The following is a 19,422-nucleotide window of genomic DNA, read 5'->3' on the forward strand; positions in this document are numbered from 1 at the left end:
GCATGGAAACCCATCTCGCGCCCGAATTCGCCGGCAGCCGCGCAGGCCAGGAGGCCGAGGCCATCCTGCGCGCCTGCGTGCATTGCGGCTTCTGCACCGCGACCTGTCCGACCTATCAGCTGCTGGGCGACGAACTCGACGGCCCGCGCGGCCGCATCTATCTCATCAAGCAGGTGTTCGAGGGCGCGCTGCCCAGCCGCATCACCCAGCAGCATCTGGACCGTTGTCTCACCTGCCGCGCCTGCGAGACCACCTGTCCCTCGGGCGTGCATTACAGCCGTCTGGCCGATATCGGTCGCGCCGTGCTCGAGTCGAAAGTGGCGCGCCCCCTGCATGAACGCCTGCTGCGCTGGGGCCTGCGCAAGGTGGTGGCCGAACCGGCTCGCTTCGGTTTCGTCCTCGGTCTGGCCCGTGGCATCGGTTTCCTGCTGCCGGCCGCCATGCGGCGCAAGCTGCCGCAGCCGCGACCGGCCGGCACCTGGCCCAATCTGCAAAGCCAGCGGCGCGTGCTGGTGTTGGAAGGCTGCGCCCAGTCGGTGGCCACGCCGCTGACCAATGCCGCGGCCGCCCGCGTCTTCGCCAAGCTCGGCATTCAACTGGTGCGGGCCGAGGGCGCCGGCTGCTGCGGCGCCCTGGCCCATCACCTGTCGGCCGAGGCCGAGGCGCTGGCCTATATGCGCCGCAACATCGACGCCTGGTGGCCGCACATCGAGCAGGGGGCCGAGGCCATCCTCATCACCGCCAGCGGCTGCGGCGTCCAGGTCAAGGATTACGGGGCGCTGCTGCGCCACGATCCGGCCTATGCCGAGAAGGCGGCGCGGGTGTCCGAGCTGGCGCGCGACCCGGTGGAACTGCTCGCCGGCCTCGACCTCGCGCCCCTGGGCCGGCCGGGCGGCGGACGGCGGGTGGCCTTCCACACGCCCTGTACCCTGAACCACGGCCAGAAGCTGAACGGCCGGGTGGAGGCTATGCTTAGCCAACTGGGCTATGTGCCGACCCCGGTGCGCGACGGCCACCTGTGCTGCGGCTCGGCCGGCAGCTATTCGGTATTGCAGCCGGAGCTCTCGACCCGGCTGCGCGACGCCAAGCTCGCCGCCCTGACCGGCGGCGCGCCCGAGCTCATCGCCACCGCCAACGTCGGCTGCCAGCTGCACCTGGAGGCCGGGGCCGACCGGCCGGTGCTGCACTGGCTGGAATTGCTCGATCGGCCGGCCATCGACTGAGAGGAAACAAAAATGGTGCAGACCCTGAAGCTGTGGATTGCGGGCAAGCCGGTAGCGGCGCAAAGCGACAGGACGGCCGAGGTCTGCAACCCCGCCACCGGCGAGGTGATCCGCCGGGTGCCGCTGGCCGGCAAGGCCGATATCGACGCCGCGGTGGCGGCGGCCAAGGCCGCCTTTCCCGCCTGGCGCGACACCACGCCCCTGCGCCGCGCCCGCCTCCTCACCCGCTTTCGCGAACTCATGGAGCAGCATCGCGAAGAGCTGGCCCGGCTCGCCTCGGAAGAGCATGGCAAGACCCTGGAGGACGCCGCCGGCTCGGTCCAGCGCGGCATCGAGGTGATCGAGTTCGCCAGCGGCGTGCCCCATCTGTTGAAGGGCGAGCAGGCCGAGGACGTCGGCCGCGGCATCGACTGCCATTCCCTGCTGCAGCCGGTGGGGGTGTGCGCCGGCATCACCCCGTTCAACTTCCCGGTCATGGTGCCGCTCTGGATGTTCCCGGTCGCCATCGCCTGCGGCAACACCTTCGTGCTCAAGCCCTCGGAAAAGGTGCCCTCGTGCAGCCTGCGCATGGCCGAGCTGTTGCGCGAGGCCGGCCTGCCCGATGGCGTGTTCAACGTGGTGCCGGGCGACAAGGAGGCGGTCGACGCCTTGCTGCATCACCCGGATGTCGGCGCCATCTCCTTCGTCGGCTCCACCCCGGTGGCGAAATACATCTACGAGACCGGCGCCAGAAACGGCAAGCGGGTGCAGGCCCTGGGCGGGGCGAAGAACCATGCCGTGGTGATGCCGGACGCCGACCTGGAATTCGCCGCCGAGGCCCTGGTCGGCGCCGCCTACGGCTCGGCCGGCGAGCGCTGCATGGCGATCTCCACCGTGGTGGCGGTGGGCGAGGCGGGGGAGCGTCTTGTACCACTGCTCAAGGACAAGGCCGCCCGGATCCGGGTCGGCCGCGGCGATGCGCCCGGCGTCGGGATGGGCCCGGTGATCTCGGCGGCGCATCGCGACCGCATCGTCGGCTTGATCGACAGCGGCGTCGCCCAGGGCGCCGAGCTGGTGCTCGATGGCCGGGGCCTGAAAGTCGCCGGTCTGGAAGGCGGTTTTTTCGTCGGGCCGACCCTGTTCGACCGGGTCAGGCCCGAGATGGACATCTACCGCGAGGAGATCTTCGGCCCGGTGCTGATCGTGCTGCGGGTCGCCAGCTTCGACGAGGCGGTGCGCCTGGTCAACGCCAACCCCTACGGCAACGGCACGGCCATTTTCACCGGATCGGGTCACTGGGCGCGCCGCTTCGAGCACGAGATCGAGGTGGGCATGGTCGGCGTCAACGTGCCGATCCCGGTGCCCATGGCCTTCTTCTCCTTCGGTGGCTGGAAGGCCTCGCTGTTCGGCGATCTGCACATGCATGGCATGGAGGGCGTGTATTTCTACACGCGCACCAAGGTGGTTACCAGCCGTTGGCCTGCGCCGGCCGAGCGCACGGCCAATACCCTAGTAATGCCCACATTGGGCTGAATCCGGCTTGGCAAGTGGTGTTTTCGGCCGTTGTAGTGGGGTACTCTGTCGGTTCAGCGTCGCACACGCTGTCACGATGGGTTACCCGCTTTTTCACGTACCTCGAGGAGACGAAAGCATGAGCAAGAAAAAGGACGTAGAAGCTAAGCAAGATGTGAAACCGACCAAGGCCGCGCGCCGCAAATTCCTCACCGCCACCGCGGCCACCGCCGCCGGTGCCGCGAGCCTGGGTTTCCCCGCCATCGCCAAGGCCTCGGCCCCGGTCAGCCTGCGTTTCCAGAGCACCTGGCCGGCCAAGGACATCTTCCACGAATACGCGGTCGACTTCGCCAACAAGGTCAATGCCATGTCCGGCAAGGAACTCAAGATCGAGGTACTGCCGGCCGGCGCCGTGGTCAAGGCCTTCGACCTGCTCGATGCGGTGAGCAAGGGCACCCTGGACGGCGGCCACGGCGTGGTCGCCTACTGGTACGGCAAGAACTCCGCCGTGGCGCTGTGGGGCTCGGGCCCGGCCTTCGGCATGGACCCCAACATGGTGCTGGCCTGGCACTACTACGGCGGCGGCAAGGAATTGCTCGACGAGATCTACAAGAGCATGAACATGGACGTGGTGTCCATGCTCTACGGCCCGATGCCGACCCAGCCTTTCGGCTGGTTCAAGAAGCCGATCACCAGCGCCGATCAGATGAAGGGCGTCAAGTTCCGTACCGTCGGCCTCGCGGTCGACATGTACAAGGATCTGGGCGCGGCGGTGAACCCGCTGCCGGGTGGCGAGATCGTGCCGGCCATGGACCGCGGCCTGCTCGATGCGGCCGAGTTCAACAATGCCTCGTCCGATCGTCTGCTCGGCTTCCCCGACGTGGCCAAGGTCTGCATGCTGCAGAGCTTCCACCAGTGCAGCGAGCAGTTCGAGATCCTGTTCAACAAGAAGAAGTACGATGCGCTCAACGCCGAGCACAAGGCCATCATCAAGCATGCCATCGAGGCCGCCTCGGCCGACATGTCCTGGAAGGCGATCGACCGCTATTCCAAGGACTACCAGGCCATGGCCAGCCAGCAGGGCGTCAAGTTCTACAAGACGCCGGATGCCATACTGAAGAAGCAGCTCGAGGCCTGGGACAAGATCATGGCGGCCAAGAGCGCGGAGAACCCGGCGTTCAAGAAGGTGCTCGATTCGATGCGCGCCTTCGCCGCCCGCACCTGCCGCTGGCAGAACGACACCCTGGTCGACTACAAGATGGCCTACAACCATTTCTTCGCCAAGAAGAAGAAATAAGTAGCGCCCCGCTTACCCATCCGGCCTGGCCGGATGGGTGTCTTTACCCGCTCGAGAGATCGTCATGAAGAAGCTGATGTTGCTGATCGACAAGGTGAGCACCTTCGCCGGCCATTTCTTCGGCTGGTCCATCGTCGTGCTGACCCTGCTGATTTCCTGGGAGGTCTTCTCCCGCTATGTGTTGAATACCCCTCATGCCTGGGTGCAGGACGGCCAGATCATGCTCTACGGCATCCTGTTCATGATGGCCGGCGCCTATACCCTGGCCAGCGGCGGCCACGTCCGCGGCGACGTGCTCTACGGCTTTTTCCAGCCGCGCACCCAGGCCACGATCGACCTCGCGCTCTACGTCATCTTCTTCCTGCCGGGCATCTTCGCCCTGACCTATGCCGGCTGGACCTATGCCGGCGATTCCTTCGCCATCCGCGAGCAGACCTTCAGTCCGGAGCCCATGCCACTCTGGCCGTTCAAGTACTTCATCCCCCTGGCCGGTTTCTTCCTGCTCTTGCAGGGCCTGGTCGAGATCGCCCGCTGCCTGGTCTGCCTGCGCGACGGCAAGTGGCCGGCCCGTCTGGGCGACGTGGAGGAGGTCGACGTCGACAAGCTCAAGCACATGGTCGACGTGAAGGACGAGGACATCGCCCAGCTGGATGAATATGTGCTGAAGCAGGAGACGAAGCGATGAAAAAAGAACTTCGCTTCGGCTTCGCCCTGATGGCCATCATCCTGGCCGGCATCGTCGTTTTCATGCCCTGGGGCGAGATGACCAACGGTCATATGGGGCTGTTGATGCTGGCCCTGATCGTGGTCGCGATCATGCTCGGCTTTCCCACCGCCTTTACCCTGATGGGCATGGGCGTGCTGTTCACCTGGTATGCCTATGACAGCGTCAACCCGGACATCGCCGTCACCCAGACCCTGGACCTCATGGTCCAGCGCGCCTATGGCGTGATGACCAACGACGTGCTGATCGCCATCCCCCTGTTCGTGTTCATGGGCTATCTGGTCGAGCGGGCCAACCTGATCAAGCAGCTGTTCACCAGCATCCACCTGGCCATGGCCCGCATCCCGGGCTCGCTGGCGGTGGCCACCCTGATCACCTGCGCGGTGTTCGCCACCGCCACCGGCATCGTCGGCGCCGTGGTCACCCTGATGGGGCTGCTGGCGCTGCCGACCATGCTGCGCCACGGCTACGACGTGCGCATGACCGCCGGCTGCATCACCGCCGGCGGTTGCCTGGGCATCCTGATCCCGCCCTCGGTGCTGCTCATCGTCTACGGTGCCACTGCCGGCGTCTCGGTGGTCCAGCTCTACGCCGGCGCCTTCTTCCCCGGCCTGATGCTGGCCGCGCTCTACATCGGCTACGTCATCATCCTGGCCAAGCTGAAGCCGCACATGGCGCCGCCGCTGCCCATGGAGGAGCGGGTGGTGCCACTGGCCGACTGGGCCAGGACCCTGTCCGAGACGGTCAGCAACAAGGCCCTGCCCGCCCTGCTCGGCGCCTTCAGGGGCAAGCGCAACCAGGGCATCACGACCGGGCTGATCGCCCGGCACCTGGTCATCGTGTTGCTGCCGGCGGTGACCTGGTTCGGCGCCATGGGCCTGATCTATCGCGAGGTCACGGCGGCCCCGGAAGTCGTGGATACCGCCGGCCTGGTCGAGATGGGCATGGAGGCGGCCGCGCCGGCCGAGCCGCAGGCGGCCGGGGGCGCCGGGCCCCAGGCCGAGGGCATCCAGGAACCGCCCGAGGCCGAGGGCGTTCAGGAACCGCCAATGGCGGAAGGCATCCAGGAGCCGCCGGTAGCCGAAGGGGTGCAGGAGCCAGCCACGGAACTGGGCGTGCAGGAACCGCCACAGGCCCTGGCCGAACCGGCCCCGCCCGAGGCCGCGCCAGCCGCTGCCGAGGCTCCGGCCACGCCGGTCGAGGCCGCGCTGAACGCGCCCACCTGGTACTGGGTCGTGCTGGCCGCCGGCACCCTGGCCCTGGCGGTGTTCTATGGCCTGCTCAACTTCGCCCGGCTGGAAATCTTCAAGATGCTGCTGAGCTCCTTCTTTCCGCTGTCCATCCTGATCCTGGCGGTGCTCGGCTCCATCGTGTTCGGCCTGGCCACGCCGACCGAGGCGGCGGCGGTGGGGGCCCTGGGCGGCTTCATCCTGGCCGCGCTGTACAAGCAGCTCAACTTCGGCGTGCTCAAGGAGTCGGTCTTTCTCACCGCCAAGACCTCGGCCATGGTCTGCTGGCTGTTCGTCGGTTCCTCCATCTTCTCGGCCGCCTTCGCCCTGCTCGGCGGCCAGGAACTGGTGGAGAAGTGGGTGCTGTCGCTGGATCTGACGCCGGTGCAGTTCCTGCTCTTGTCCCAGGTCATCATCTTCATCCTGGGCTGGCCGCTGGAGTGGACCGAGATCATCGTCATCTTCATGCCGATCTTCATCCCGCTGCTGGCGCACTTCAACATCGACCCGCTGTTCTTCGGTCTCCTGGTCGCGCTCAATCTGCAGACGGCCTTCCTCTCGCCGCCGGTGGCCATGGCCGCCTTCTACCTGAAGGGAGTGTCGCCGCCGCACGTGACGCTGAACCAGATCTTCGCCGGCATGATGCCGTTCATGGGCATCCAGATCATTGCCATGGCCCTGCTCTATATCTGGCCGCAGATCGGCATGTGGCTGCCGACCGTGTTGTATCGCTAAGCCATGAAGCCGAAGATTCTGGTCACCCGCGAGGTGTTCGACGACGTGCTCGGCTTTCTCGGCGAGCACTTCGAGGTCGAGGCCAACCAGGGCGACGCGCCGTTCAGCGCCGATGCGTTGGCGCAGCGCCTGGCCGGCAAGGCCGGCGCGCTCACCAGCATCGTCGACCGCATCGACGGCGCCCTGCTCGATCGGTGTCCCGACCTCAAGGCGGTGTGCAACATCGCGGTCGGCTACAACAACTTCGACCTGGCCGCCTGCACCGCGCACGGTGTGATGGCGACCAACACGCCGGGCGTGCTCGACGACTCCACCGCCGACTTTACCTGGGCCCTGATCCTGGCCGCGGCCCGGCGCGTGACCGAGGCCGAGCGCTATCTGCGCGCCGGCCAGTGGACCGGCTGGAAGCTCAAGCAGTTTCTCGGCACCGATGTGCACCATGCGACGCTCGGCATCCTGGGCATGGGCCGCATCGGCCAGAAGGTGGCGCGCCGGGCCCTGGGTTTCGACATGCCGGTGCTCTATCACAATCGCAGCCGGTTGCCTGAAGCGCAGGAGCGGGCGCTCAATGCCCGTTATGTCAGCCTGGACGAGCTGCTGGCGCAGGCCGACATCCTGACGGTGCACACGCCGTATTCGCCGCAGACCCATCATCTGGTCGGCGCCGCCGAGTTCGCCAGGATGAAGCCGGGCGTGGTCTTCATCCATGCCTCGCGCGGCGGCGTGGTGGACGATGCGGCCCTGGTCGCGGCCCTGAGGAGCGGCCGGATCGGCGCCGCCGGGCTCGACGTCTACGAGGGCGAGCCCAGACTCGATGCCGAGCTGCTCAAGTTCGACAACGTGGTGCTGACGCCGCACATCGCCAGCTCGTCGGAGGCGACCCGGCGCAACATGGCCTGGCTTGCCGCGCGCAACCTGGTCGCCGCCCTGCGCGGCGAGGCCCCGCCCAATCTGCTCAACCCGGAAGTCCGGGGCTGAACCGCCGCAGGCCTGGTCATGACGCTGGCGACCGATTCCAGTTTGCGCGCCCTCGTCGCCGGTCTGCACCAGGGCGATTTATCCAGCGCGGCGCTGACCGAGGCCTGCCTGGCCCGCCTCGCCGAGCGGGAGGCCGAGATCGGCGCCTGGGCCTGGTGCGATCCCGAAGCCGCGCGGGCCAAGGCGCGCGCCGCCGATGCCGTGCCGGCCAAGGGCCTCTTGCACGGCATTCCCGTCGGCATCAAGGACATCATGCACACCGCCGGCATTCCCACCGGCATGGGCTCGCCCATCTTCGATGGCTTCGTGCCCGAGACCTCGGCCGAGGTGGTGGCGCGCATCGAGGCGGCCGGCGGCTTCGTGCTGGGCAAGACGGTGACGGCGGAACTGGCCTATTACACCCCGGGCAAGACCCGCAACCCCTGGCACCTCGCGCATACCCCCGGCGGCTCCTCCAGCGGCTCGGCCGCGGCGGTGGCGGCCGGCATGGTGCCGGCGGCGCTGGGCAGCCAGACCAACGGCTCGGTCATCCGGCCGGCCGCCTATTGCGGCGTGGTCGGCTTCAAGCCGAGCGCCGGCAACGTGCCGACGCGCGGCATCCTGCGCTTTAGCGGCACGCTCGACCAGGTCGGCCTGTTCGTGCGCGAGGTGACGGATGCCGGCCTGCTTGGCGCGGTGCTGAGCGAGGCTGATGCCCTGGCCGAGGTGGTGCCGCCGGCCCGGCCGCCGCGCCTGCGTGCCGTGCGTTCACCGGCCTGGCCCGAGGCCGAGCCGGCACAGCGGCAGATGTTCGAGGCCAATCTGGCCGCCCTGCGCGCGGCGGGGGCCGAGGTGGTCGAGCAGGAACTGCCCGCCGTCTTCGATGACGCCCATGCCGTGCACCGCACCATCATGGCCTTCGAGGCGGCCAAGCAGATGGTGCCCCTGTATGTGGAACACGCGCAGCAGATGAGCCTGCCGCTCAGGCAGATTATCGCCGAGGGCCTGGCGATCGAAACGGCGGACTACCGCGCCGCCCTGGCCCGGCGTCTGGATTTGCGCCTGGCTCTGGCCGAATGGCTGGGCGAGGCCGATGCCATCGTCACCCCGCCGGCTGCCGGCGAGGCGCCCGCCACCCTGACGCACACCGGCAGCCCGGCCTTCTGCACGATCTGGAGCCTGACCGGCGTGCCGGCGCTGACCTTTCCGGTCGGCCTGGGTCCGCGCGGCCTGCCGCTCGGTCTGCAGCTGGTCGGCGGCCTGAACGAGGATGCCGCCCTGCTTGCCAGCGCCACCTGGTGCGCGGAGCGCATCGGTTTTTCCGGGCAGCCGGCATGATCGACGGCCTGGCCGAACTGCTCTATCGCGTCTGGCTGCCGCTGGTCATCCTGATCGGCGCCGGCGGCCTGTGGCAGCGGGTGCATCCGGAGATCCCGGCCCCGGTGCTGCGCAATTATCTGAGCACCCTGGCGGTCTATCTCTTCCTGCCGGCGCTGATCTTCGCCGCCGCGGCCACCGCCCGGATCGATGCCGCGCTGCTGACGGTGCCGTTCTATCTCCTGCTCGGCACCCTGGCCACCGGCCTCTTGCTTTATCTCGTGCTCTACCGCTCGCCGCTGGGAAAAAATCTGCCCAACCGCAGCCGCGCCTCGCTCATGCTCTGCGGCATGTTCGGCAACGTGCTCCTGATCGGCTATCCGGTGCTGGGCTTTCTCTACGGCCACGCGGGCGAGCGCTACGCGGTGTTCGCCGACGTGCTGGCCTTCACCCCCATCGTCTGGACCCTGGGGGTCTGGATCGCCACCCGCCTGGGCGCCTCCGACGTGAGCGCTCCGGTGCATCCGGTCAGCCGCATCCTGCTGCGGCTGCCGCCGCTCTGGGCCTTCGTCCTCGGCGTGGCGCTCAATCTGTCCGGCCTCGACCTTACGCCGCTGGCCGATGCCGCGCGCATGGTCGGCCAGGCCGCCATCCCGGTGCTCTTGTTCGTGCTCGGCCTGGCCCTGCCCTGGGGCCGGCTGCGGCCGGGGCGGGCGGTGCTCTCGGTGGTGGCGGTGAAGCTCCTGCTCATGCCCCTGATCGTCTGGGGCCTGATCGCAGCGGGCGGGCAGGGCGGGGAGTTGAGCGCGCAGCACCGGGCCGCCATCATCGAGGCGGGCATGCCGGTGATGACCACCTCGGTGCTGCTGGCCGACCGGTTTCACCTGGATACCGAGACCGTGGCCCTGCTTCTGGGCTGGAGCACCCTGCTCTTCGCCCTGTTGCTGCCGGGCTGGGTCTGGTTATTTGCTAATTAGTGGCTAAGAGGAGATCGAACATGGCGAACGTGGCATTCATCGGTATGGGCATCATGGGCAAGCCCATGGCCATCAACCTGCACAAGGCCGGGCACAAGGTCTACGTCCACGGCCGCCGGCCGGAATCCATGGCCGAGCCGGTCGCCGCCGGCTGCATCGCCTGTAAGTCGCCGGCCGAGGCCGCCAGCCAGGCCGAGATCAGCATCGTCATGGTCTCGGACACGCCGGACGTCGAGCAGGTGATCTTCGGCGAGGGCGGCGTGGCCCAGGGTGCCAAGGCCGGCTCGGTGGTGGTCGACATGAGCACCATCTCGCCCACAGCGACCCGGGCCATGGCGCAGAGGCTTGCCGCCCAGGGCGTGGAGATGCTCGATGCGCCGGTCTCCGGCGGCGACATCGGCGCCATCAACGCCACCCTGTCGATCATGGTCGGCGGCAAGCCGGCGGTGTTCGAGCGGGTCAAACCGGTGTTCGAGGCCATGGGCAAGAACATCGTGCTGGTCGGCGACAACGGCGCCGGTCAGGTGGCCAAGGCCTGCAACCAGATCGTGGTGGCGGTGACCATCGAGGGCGTGGCCGAGGCCCTGCTGTTCGCGCGCAAGAACGGGGTCGATCCGGCCCGGGTACGCGACGCCCTGATGGGCGGCTTCGCCGGCAGCCGCATCCTGGAGGTGCACGGCAAGCGCATGCTCGACAACGAGTACAAGCCCGGCTTCAAGACCCGGCTGCACCAGAAGGACATGAACATCGTGCTGCAGACGGCGAAGGAACTGGGCCTGGCGCTGCCCGGCGCGGCCCTGGTCATGCAGCACCTCAATGCCCTCATGGGTTTGGGCGAGGCCGAGCAGGATTCGGCGGCGGTGATGAAGATCCTCGAACGCGCCTCGGGCATGGAGCGCTGATGAAACGCCGCATCGTCTTTCTCGACCGCCAGAGCCTCATCGCCGATCTGCGCGCGCCGAGCTTCGAGCACGACTGGGTCGATTACCCGCAGACCGCACCGGAGCAGGTGCTCGAGCGCATCCGGGGGGCCGACATCGTGGTCAGCAACAAGGTGAAGCTGCCGGGCGAGATTTTGGCCCAGGCACCAACGGTCAAGATGATCGCCGTGGCGGCGACCGGCACCGACATCATCGACCTGGCCTATTGCCGGGCGCACGGCATCGTGGTCAGCAACATTCGCGGCTATGCCGTGCACACCGTGCCCGAGCACGCCTTCATGCTGATCCTGGCCCTGCGCCGCAATCTCCTGGGCTGGCGCGCGGACCTGCAGGCCGGGCTCTGGCAGCAGGCCGAGCAGTTCTGCCTGTTCACCCGCCCGATCCACGATCTCTACGGCAGCACCCTGGGCCTGATCGGCTATGGCTCGCTCGGCCAGGCCATGGAGAAGCTGGCCGAGGCCTTCGGCATGCGGGTGCTGGTGGCCGAGCACAAGGGGGCGCCGGCGCTGCGCGAGGGCTACACCGAGTTCGATGCGGTGCTGCGCGCGGCCGACGTGATCTCGCTGCACGTCCCGCTCAGCGCCGAGACCCGGCACCTGATCGGCGCGCGCGAGTTCGGCCTGATGAAGCCCTCGGCCATCCTGATCAACACCGCGCGCGGCAACCTGGTCGACGAGGCGGCGCTGATCGAGGCCCTGCGCAGCCGGCGCATCGCCGGCGCCGGCTTCGACGTGCTCGCGGTCGAGCCGCCGCGCGCGGGCAATCCCCTGCTGGAGCTGGACCTGCCCAACTTCATCCTCACCCCGCATGTCGCCTGGTCCGGCCGCGAGGCGATGCAGGCGCTGGCAGATCAATTGGTGGACAATATCGAGGCCTTCGTCGCCGGGGCGCCGCGCAATGTCGTCTGAAATCGGAATTCAAGGAGTCGTCATCAAATGATGGAATGGTTGAACGATCCTGCGACCTGGACCGGGCTGGCCCAGATCGTGGTCGCGGACATCTTGCTCTCCGGCGACAACGCCCTGGTCATCGCCCTGGCCTGCCGCAGCCTGCCGCTGCACCAGCAGCGCCGGGCCATCATCTTCGGCGGCGCCGCGGCGATCGGCCTCAGGGTCACCCTGACCGCCTTCGCCGTCTACCTGCTGACCTTGCCTTTCCTCAAGCTGGTCGGCGGCCTCCTGCTGCTGTGGATCGCGGTGAAGCTGCTGCTGCCGGAGGAGGGCCACGGCGATGGCATCGAAGGCCAGGGCAATATGTGGGGCGCGATCAAGACCATCGTGCTGGCCGATCTGGTGATGAGCGTGGACAACGTGCTGGCGGTGGCCGGCGCCGCCGACGGCGATATCGTCCTCTTGATCATCGGCCTGCTGCTGAGCATCCCGCTGATCATCTACGGCAGCACCATGATCCTCAAGCTGATCGCCCGCTTCCCGCTCATCGTCACCCTGGGCGCGGCCATGCTCGGCTATATCGGCGGCGAGATGCTGGTGGGCGACGCCAAGGTGGTGCCCTGGATCGAGGTCCACGCACCCATGCTGCACAGCCTGGTGCCCATCCTCGGCGCCATCCTGGTGGTGGCCATCGGCAAGCTGTTCGCCGCCAGGCCGCCGGCCAAGGTGGTCGACCTGGCGGCCGACGACCAACAGGCCCATTGATTCCGTTTAGGGAGAGCGAGACATGAAAAAGATCCTGTTGCCGGTCGACGGTTCCGACAATTCGCTGCGCGCGGTGCAGGCGGCCATCGATCTGGCCAGGGGCGCGGCCGAGCCGCCCGAGATCCACCTGCTCAACGTGCAGCTGCCGATCATCTCGGGCGACGTGAAGATGTTCGTGAGCGAGGAGCAGATCAAGGCCTATTACCACGACGAGGGCATCAAGGCCCTGGCCGCCGCGCGCGCGGCGCTGGATGCCGCGGGCGTGGCCTATGTCTTCCACATCGGCGTCGGGCCGGTGGCGGAGACCATCGCCGCCTACGCCAAGGAAAAGGGCTGCAACCAGATCATCATGGGCGCGCGCGGCCTGGGCTCGCTGACCGGCCTGCTCCTGGGCTCGGTCACCACCAAGGTGGCGCACCTGGTCGACGTGCCGGTGACCCTGGTGAAGTAGCGGCGTCATGCCGACCCTGGTGCTCGCCCCGGATGCCTTCAAAGGCTGCCTGTCGGCGCCGGCCGTGGCCGAGGCGATGGCCAGCGGCTTTAAGCGGGTCTGGCCTGATGCCCGCATCCTGGCCCGGCCCATGGCCGATGGCGGGGAAGGCACGCTCGATGCCGTGCTCGCCGCCAGCGCCGGCCGCCGGCTGACGGCCCGGGTCCAGGGGGCCGACGGCCGCCCGATCGAGGTGCCCTACGGCCTGGTGCACGGCGCCGACGGCCCGACGGCGGTGCTGGAGGCGGCCGCCGTGGTCGGCCTGCCCATGGCCGGTGCCGAGCCGGTGGCCAGCCGCAGCACGGTCGGCCTGGGCCAGCTTCTGCGCCATTGCCTGGAGGCCGGCCACACCCGCTTCCTGATCGGCCTGGGCGGCAGCAGCACCAACGATGGCGGCAGCGGCCTGCTGGCCGCGCTCGGTGTGCGCCTGCTCGATGCCCATGGCCACACCGTCGCGCCGACTCCGGCCGGCTTGGCCGATTTGGCGCGCGTGGATTTCTCCGGGCTCGATCCGCGCCTGAAACAGTGTCGCCTCACCCTGATGACCGATGTGCAGAACCCCTTGTGCGGCCCGCTCGGCGCCACGGCCGTGTTCGGGCCGCAGAAGGGCGTGGCGCCCGACGCGATCGGCCTGGTCGATGCCCGGCTGCGTCACTGGGCCGAACTGGGCGATGCCTGGGCCGGTGCCGCCATCTCGGAACGCCCTGGTGCCGGTTCCGCCGGCGGCCTGGGCTATGCCCTGCAATTGCTCGGGGCGAGCCACCGGGCCGGGGCCGAGGTGGTGGCCGAACTGGCCGGGCTCGATGCCGCCCTGCAAGGCGCCGACTGGGCGATCACCGGCGAGGGCCGCTCCGATGCCCAGACCCTGCTGGGCAAGGTGCCCCTGGTGGTGGCGCGCCATGCCCGCGCCGCCGGGGTGCCGGTATCGTTGCTGTCCGGAGCATTCGAGCGCGCGGCGCTGGCCGAACTGGCGCCCCATTTCGACGGCTGCTTCGCCCTGCCCGATGGGCCGATGCCGCTCGAAGCCGCGCTCGCCGGGGCGCACGGCCTGCTGGCCGACCGCGCCGAGCAGCTGGCGCGCGTGCTGGCCGCCTGCGGAAAATTGTCTCGCACGTAGGGGATGCGCATGACCGAACGGATCGAAATCGCCGGCCTGAAAATCGCCAAACCGCTCCACGATCTGGTGCGCGACGAGATCGCGCCCGGCACCGGCATCAGCGCGGAGCGCGCCTGGGCCGGGTTTGCCGAAATCGTGCGCGAGCTGACCCCGAAAAACCGCGCCCTGCTGGCCCGGCGCGATGAGCTGCAGGCGCGCATCGACGCCTGGCACCTGGAGCGCAAGGGCCGGCCGCACGATGCCGCGGCCTACAAGCAGTATCTCTACGACATCGGCTATCTGCTGCCCGAGGTGGAGGATTTCGAGATCGCCACCGATCAGGTCGATGCCGAGATCGCGGGCATCGCCGGCCCGCAGTTGGTGGTGCCGGTGAACAACGCGCGCTATGCGCTGAACGCGGCCAATGCCCGCTGGGGCAGTCTGTTCGACGCCCTCTACGGCACCGATGCGATATCGGACGAAGACGGTGCCGAGAAGAAGGGCGCCTTCAACCCGGTGCGCGGCGCCAAGGTCATCGCCTACGCCAAGGCCCTGCTCGACGAGGCGGTGCCGCTCACCGAGGGCAGCTATCTCGATGCCGTGGCCTATGCGGTGAAGGACGGTCAGCTTGCGGTGACGCTGTCGAGCGGGCGGCGCACCGGCCTGCGCGAGCCGGCCCAGTTTCGCGGCTACCAGGAGCAGGAGGGGCGCCTCACGGCCCTGCTCCTGCGCCATCACGGCCTGCACCTGGAGATCCGCTTCGATACCGACCATCCCATTCACCAGCTGCATCCCACCGGTATCCGCGACATCCATCTGGAGGCGGCGATCTCGACCATCATGGACTGCGAGGATTCGGTCGCCGCGGTCGATGCCGAGGACAAGGTGCTGGTCTATCGCAACTGGCTCGGCCTGATGAAGGGCGATCTGAGCGCCAGCTTCGAGAAGGGCGGCCGGAGCCACAGCCGCAGCCTCAACCCCGACCGGCGCTATCTCTCGCCCGAGGGCCGCTATTTCGAGCTGCCCGGCCGCAGCCTGATGCTGGTGCGCAACGTCGGCCACCTGATGACCACCGATGCCGTGCTCGACGCCCAGGGCAACGAGGTGTTCGAGGGCCTGCTCGACGGCTTCGTCACCAGCTATTGCGCCGTGCACGATCTCAAGGGGGTGGGCGGCTTGCGCAACAGCCGGGCCGGCAGCGTCTACATCGTCAAGCCCAAGCAGCACGGGCCAGACGAGGTGGCCTTCAGCGTCGAGCTGTTCTCCCGCATCGAGGACGTGCTGGCGCTGCCGCGCAACACCCTGAAGCTCGGGGTGATGGACGAGGAGCGGCGCACCACGCTCAACCTCAAGGCCTGCATCCGCGCCGCGCGCGAGCGCCTGATCTTCATCAACACCGGCTTTCTCGACCGCACCGGCGACGAGATCCACACCTCGATGGAGGCCGGCCCCGTGCTGCGCAAGGAGGAGATGAAAACGGCACGTTGGCTTGCCGCCTACGAGGACTGGAACGTCGACATCGGCCTGGCCTGCGGCCTGTCGGGCCGGGCCCAGATCGGCAAGGGCATGTGGACCATGCCCGACCGCATGGCGGCCATGCTGGCGAGCAAGCAGGCCCACCCCGAGGCCGGCGCCAACTGCGCCTGGGTGCCGTCGCCCACCGCCGCCACCCTGCACGCCCTCCACTATCACCGGGTCGATGTCTTCGCGCGCCAGCAGGCCCTGCGCGGCCGGCGCCGGGCGACCCTGGACGACCTGCTCGCCATCCCCGTGGTGGCGCCGCCGCCCTGGACGCCCGAACAGATCCAGGAAGAACTCGACAACAACATCCAGGGCCTGCTCGGCTACGTCGTGCGCTGGATCGACCAGGGCATCGGTGCCTCCAAGGTGCCGGACATCCACAACGTCGGCCTGATGGAGGACCGTGCCACCCTGCGCATCTCCAGCCAGCACATCGCCAACTGGCTGCACCACGGCGTGGTGAGCGAGACCCAGGTGATGGAGAGCCTGCGCCGCATGGCCAGGCTGGTGGACCGGCAGAACGCCGGCGAGCGCAACTACATCAACCTGGCGCCGCATTACATCAGCCTCGCCTTCCAGGCCGCGCAGGACATGATCTTTCACGGCCGGCGCGTGCCCAACGGCTACACCGAGCCGACCCTGCATCGGCGGCGGCGCGAGTTCAAGGCGGCGTTGCGCGGGGACTGAGGGCCTACCGAAATAGGCTCTAAGGCAGTTCGATGGCGATGAGGTCGCCTAAGGCCGAACGGATCTCGGCCAGGGTGAGGTGGCGGGGCAGGCCGGCGCCGGCGGCGAGCTGGTCGTGCTGGCACAGCAGCCGGCGCACCCCGGGCTGTCGTTCCGAGCGCAGGCGGAATTCGGTCTTGTAGAACAGTTGCGCGGGCAGGTCGCTGTCGGCATGGGCGGCGCGGATGAAGAAGCCGGAGCTGGCGGCCAGGTCGCTGATGCCGCGCCGGACGCCGATGATGGCGAAGCGGTCCGGTTCGATCCGCTGCGGCACCGGGCGTACGGTGTCGATTTCCAGAATGCAATGCGGCTCCTGTTCCTGCACCGCACCGAAGGCCACGGTGTGGCCGTGTTGCAGGCGCAGCGTGGCCCAGTCGGCGGGAATCTCCAGCGGCCGGCGCAAAACCATTTGGCTGCCGGCTGGGTAGGCGAAATAGGGGCTGTCCGGCCCCCAGCTGCGCGGCGTATCGCAGGCCGTCGCCAGCATGAAAATACCCAGCAGCAGAATCCACCTCATGTCGTTCTCTCCGTTTGTCTTCAAAGCCAGTTTGACTATGGGTTAGCATTCGGCATGCCTATCGATATAGCACGCATCCGCATCGACAAGTGGCTCTGGGCCGCCCGCTTCTTTAAGAGCCTGTCTCATAAAATCCTGTGGAGCGCGTTGCCGTCAGAAACGGATGGATGCAAGGCGTGGTGCGCGGGCAATGGTCGTTCCATTGCCAAGCGCCGCAACGCGGCAGACGCCGTTTCTGGCGGCAACCCTTCGGGATGGGGCGATTTTGCCACGGGCCTTTGTCGCGCACCGCTTGTTTGGAACAACCAAACCGCGCGTTGCGCTTCGCGGCCTGCGTCAAAATCGCCGCCATCGCGCCCACAGGATTTTATGAGACAGGCTCTAAGACCCGCAGACTGGCGGCCCAGGCGGTGGAGGGCGGCAAGGTCAAGCTCAACGGCGAGCGGACCAAGCCGGGCAAGGAGCTGAAGCCGGGCGACCGCCTGCTGATCCATATCGGCGCTTATGCGTGGGATATCACGGTGACCGGGTTGTCCGATAAACGCGGCCCGGCCGCTGTGGCCAAGACCCTGTATACCGAAGACGAGGCCAGCCATGCCCGGCGCCAGCAGCAGGTGGCCGAGCGCAAGGCCACGGCCGACCCGGGTCTGGCGATCAAGGGCCGGCCGACCAAGCGCGACCGGCGCCAGATCCATCGCTTCACCGAGGGCTGATTTCCTGCAGGTATTGATCCGTTGCCAAGTGGGCTTGGCCGGGGTACCGTTATCGGATGTTCGAATATGACTTGATCGTAGTGGGCGGCGGGGTCTCCGGCCTGACCTTCGCCCGCCGCGGCGCCATTCAGGGCTGGCGCACCTTGCTTCTGGAAGCGGACAAGCGACTTGGCGGCTGCCTGGCCAGCCACCGTTATAACGGTCCGGCCGAGGGCTACTGGACCGAGCTGGCGGCGCACACGGCCTACAATTCCTATGGCGCGCTCTTGGAGCTGCTCAGCGGCAACGAGCTGGGGCGCCTGCAGCCCAGGCAGAAGCTGCCCTGGCGGGTGTGGGACGGCCGCTTGAAATCGGTGTTTGCCCATCTGCATTGGCCCAGCCTGATTCCTGCCCTGCCGAGACTGCTGTTCACGCCCAAGGTTGGATTGAACCTGCGCGAGTACTACGCCCAGGTCATGGGGCAGCGCAGCTACGACAGCCTGTTGCGCCATGCTTTCGCCGCCGTGTTGGCCCAGCCGGCCGACAATTTTCCGGCCGACCTCTTGTTCCGCAAGAAGTCCCGGCGCAAGGACCTGCCGCGCAGCTATACCCTCAAGGGCGGCCTGCGTGGCCTGGCCGAGATGCTGGCCGAGGGGGCGGGACAAAAGATCGAGACCGGCGTTGCGGTCGAGCGCATCGAGCGCACGGGTGAGGGCTTCCGCCTGCATGCCGGTACGCGGCAGTGGACCTGCCGGCGCCTGGCCCTGGCCGTGCCGGCCTGGGAGGCGGCACGACTGCTCGATGGCGAATTCCCCGACCTGACCCACCATCTGGAACAGATTCATCCGGCCGAGGTGGAGAGCCTGGCCGTGGTCGTGCGCAAGGAGCGCTTGGCCCTGCCCGAGCTGGCCGGGGTGATCGGCGTCGACCAGGATTTCTATTCGGTCGTCTCGCGCGATGTCGTGCCCGACGAGCGTTTCCGCGGTTTCACCTTCCATTTCCGCCCCGGCCGCTTGAGCCGGGAGGAAAAGCTGGCGTGCATTGCCACCTGGCTGGACCTGCCGCTCGGTCATCTGGTTCAGACGGCGGAGCGGACCAGCCGCCTGCCGGCGTTGCAGGCCGGGCATCTGGCCTGGGTGTCTGAGGTTGACCACTTGCTTGCCGGCGAGCAGCTCGCCTTGGTCGGCAACTATTTCTACGGCGTCTCCATCGGCGATTGCGCCGAGCGGTCCAAGGCCGAGTTTGAGCGGTTATGCGGGAGCGCAGCATGAGCAAGGTACTGGTTCCACTGGCGCCCGGCTTCGAGGATCTGGAGGCGACCACCATCGTCGATCTCCTGCGTCGGGCCGGCATCGAGGTGATCACGGCGGGCCTGGTCCCTGGCCTGGTCCAGGGCGCGCGCGGCATGCGGGTGCAGCCCGATGCCAGTCTCGATCAGGTGCTCGATCAGGCCTTCGACATGATCGTCCTGCCGGGTGGCATGCCAGGGGCGGAAAACCTGAAGAACGACGCGCGCATCCAGGCCCTGCTGAAGAAGATGGCCGCGGCCGGCAAATACACCGCCGCCATCTGCGCCGCGCCGATCGCCCTGGCCGAGGCCGGCCTGCTGGCCGGCAAAAAGGCCACCAGCTATCCGGGATTTCTGGATAAACTGAGCCTGCCGGGCACCCGTTATCTCGAAGATGCGGTGGTGGTCGATGACCGGGTGGTCACCTCGCGCGGCCCCGGCACGGCGATGGATTTTGCCCTGGAGCTGATCGCCCTCCTGGTCGGCGAGGCCAAGCGCGAGCAAGTCGAGGCCGGTCTGGTGCGTCCAGGACGGAAATAACAGTAG

Annotated in this window: 18 protein-coding genes; 17 read left to right on the top strand and 1 reads right to left on the bottom strand. The window is 68.0% G+C overall.

The window, feature by feature from the left end:
• The first annotated feature begins 2 nt into the window (after window positions 1-2).
• The 14 genes from glcF to EL388_RS04715 all read left to right on the top strand — a co-directional run bounded on the left by glcF (window position 3) and on the right by EL388_RS04715 (window position 16,340).
• The gene (gene glcF, locus EL388_RS04650; RefSeq protein ID WP_126460333.1) at window positions 3-1,223 is read left to right on the top strand and encodes a glycolate oxidase subunit GlcF; all 1,221 of its coding nucleotides are present in this window, start codon (window positions 3-5) and stop codon (window positions 1,221-1,223) included.
• Window positions 1,224-1,235: 12 nt separating this feature from the next.
• On the top strand, window positions 1,236-2,735 hold the full coding sequence (locus EL388_RS04655; protein WP_126460336.1) for a CoA-acylating methylmalonate-semialdehyde dehydrogenase: 1,500 nt from the start codon (window positions 1,236-1,238) through the stop codon (window positions 2,733-2,735).
• A 118-nt stretch (window positions 2,736-2,853) separates the two neighbouring features.
• Window positions 2,854-4,011 (top strand): TRAP transporter substrate-binding protein, encoded by a 1,158-nt coding sequence (locus EL388_RS04660; protein WP_126460339.1) that lies wholly within the window; start codon window positions 2,854-2,856, stop codon window positions 4,009-4,011.
• A gap of 64 nt (window positions 4,012-4,075) precedes the next feature.
• A complete protein-coding gene (locus EL388_RS04665; RefSeq protein WP_126460341.1) occupies window positions 4,076-4,696 on the top strand; it encodes a TRAP transporter small permease subunit in 621 nt (206 codons plus the stop codon).
• Window positions 4,693-6,699, top strand: coding sequence for a TRAP transporter large permease (locus EL388_RS04670; protein WP_126460344.1), 2,007 nt, complete (start codon window positions 4,693-4,695; stop codon window positions 6,697-6,699). Before EL388_RS04665 ends, EL388_RS04670 begins: the two co-directional genes overlap by 4 nt.
• A gap of 3 nt (window positions 6,700-6,702) precedes the next feature.
• The gene (locus tag EL388_RS04675; protein WP_126460347.1) at window positions 6,703-7,677 is read left to right on the top strand and encodes a 2-hydroxyacid dehydrogenase; all 975 of its coding nucleotides are present in this window, start codon (window positions 6,703-6,705) and stop codon (window positions 7,675-7,677) included.
• Window positions 7,678-7,695: 18 nt separating this feature from the next.
• Window positions 7,696-8,994 (top strand): amidase, encoded by a 1,299-nt coding sequence (locus EL388_RS04680; RefSeq protein WP_126460351.1) that lies wholly within the window; start codon window positions 7,696-7,698, stop codon window positions 8,992-8,994.
• Window positions 8,991-9,950 carry an AEC family transporter gene (locus EL388_RS04685; protein ID WP_232019185.1) on the top strand — a complete coding sequence of 320 codons (960 nt, stop codon included), beginning with the start codon at window positions 8,991-8,993 and terminating at the stop codon, window positions 9,948-9,950. Before EL388_RS04680 ends, EL388_RS04685 begins: the two co-directional genes overlap by 4 nt.
• 20 nt (window positions 9,951-9,970) lie before the next feature.
• On the top strand, window positions 9,971-10,852 hold the full coding sequence (locus EL388_RS04690) for a 2-hydroxy-3-oxopropionate reductase (protein ID WP_126460354.1): 882 nt from the start codon (window positions 9,971-9,973) through the stop codon (window positions 10,850-10,852).
• Entirely contained in the window at window positions 10,852-11,799 is a 948-nt protein-coding gene (locus EL388_RS04695; protein WP_126460357.1) for a D-2-hydroxyacid dehydrogenase, read from the top strand. Before EL388_RS04690 ends, EL388_RS04695 begins: the two co-directional genes overlap by 1 nt.
• A 27-nt stretch (window positions 11,800-11,826) precedes the next feature.
• On the top strand, window positions 11,827-12,546 hold the full coding sequence (locus tag EL388_RS04700) for a TerC family protein (protein ID WP_126460359.1): 720 nt from the start codon (window positions 11,827-11,829) through the stop codon (window positions 12,544-12,546).
• Window positions 12,547-12,568: 22 nt separating this feature from the next.
• Window positions 12,569-12,997: a universal stress protein gene (locus EL388_RS04705; RefSeq protein WP_126460362.1), complete on the top strand. Its 429-nt coding sequence runs from the start codon at window positions 12,569-12,571 to the stop codon at window positions 12,995-12,997.
• 7 nt (window positions 12,998-13,004) lie between these two features.
• Window positions 13,005-14,153 (top strand): glycerate kinase, encoded by a 1,149-nt coding sequence (locus EL388_RS04710; protein ID WP_126460365.1) that lies wholly within the window; start codon window positions 13,005-13,007, stop codon window positions 14,151-14,153.
• 9 nt (window positions 14,154-14,162) lie between these two features.
• Window positions 14,163-16,340, top strand: coding sequence for a malate synthase G (locus EL388_RS04715; RefSeq protein ID WP_126460369.1), 2,178 nt, complete (start codon window positions 14,163-14,165; stop codon window positions 16,338-16,340).
• A 19-nt stretch (window positions 16,341-16,359) separates the two neighbouring features.
• Here EL388_RS04715 and EL388_RS04720 read toward each other — a convergent pair whose 3' ends face one another.
• Window positions 16,360-16,896 (bottom strand): hypothetical protein, encoded by a 537-nt coding sequence (locus EL388_RS04720; protein WP_126460372.1) that lies wholly within the window; start codon window positions 16,894-16,896, stop codon window positions 16,360-16,362.
• A 296-nt stretch (window positions 16,897-17,192) separates the two neighbouring features.
• On the opposite strand from EL388_RS04720, the gene EL388_RS04725 reads away from it, so the two are divergent.
• The 3 genes from EL388_RS04725 to EL388_RS04735 all read left to right on the top strand — a co-directional run bounded on the left by EL388_RS04725 (window position 17,193) and on the right by EL388_RS04735 (window position 19,416).
• The gene (locus EL388_RS04725) at window positions 17,193-17,609 is read left to right on the top strand and encodes an RNA-binding S4 domain-containing protein (RefSeq protein WP_232019186.1); all 417 of its coding nucleotides are present in this window, start codon (window positions 17,193-17,195) and stop codon (window positions 17,607-17,609) included.
• Between the two features lie 80 nt (window positions 17,610-17,689).
• A complete protein-coding gene (locus tag EL388_RS04730; RefSeq protein ID WP_232019209.1) occupies window positions 17,690-18,859 on the top strand; it encodes a protoporphyrinogen/coproporphyrinogen oxidase in 1,170 nt (389 codons plus the stop codon).
• Window positions 18,856-19,416 (top strand): DJ-1 family glyoxalase III, encoded by a 561-nt coding sequence (locus EL388_RS04735; protein WP_126460378.1) that lies wholly within the window; start codon window positions 18,856-18,858, stop codon window positions 19,414-19,416. The genes EL388_RS04730 and EL388_RS04735 overlap by 4 nt, the downstream gene beginning before the upstream one ends.
• The last annotated feature ends 6 nt before the right edge of the window (window positions 19,417-19,422 follow it).

Source organism: Sulfuritortus calidifontis, from assembly GCF_003967275.1.
Lineage (GTDB): Bacteria > Pseudomonadota > Gammaproteobacteria > Burkholderiales > Thiobacillaceae > Sulfuritortus > Sulfuritortus calidifontis.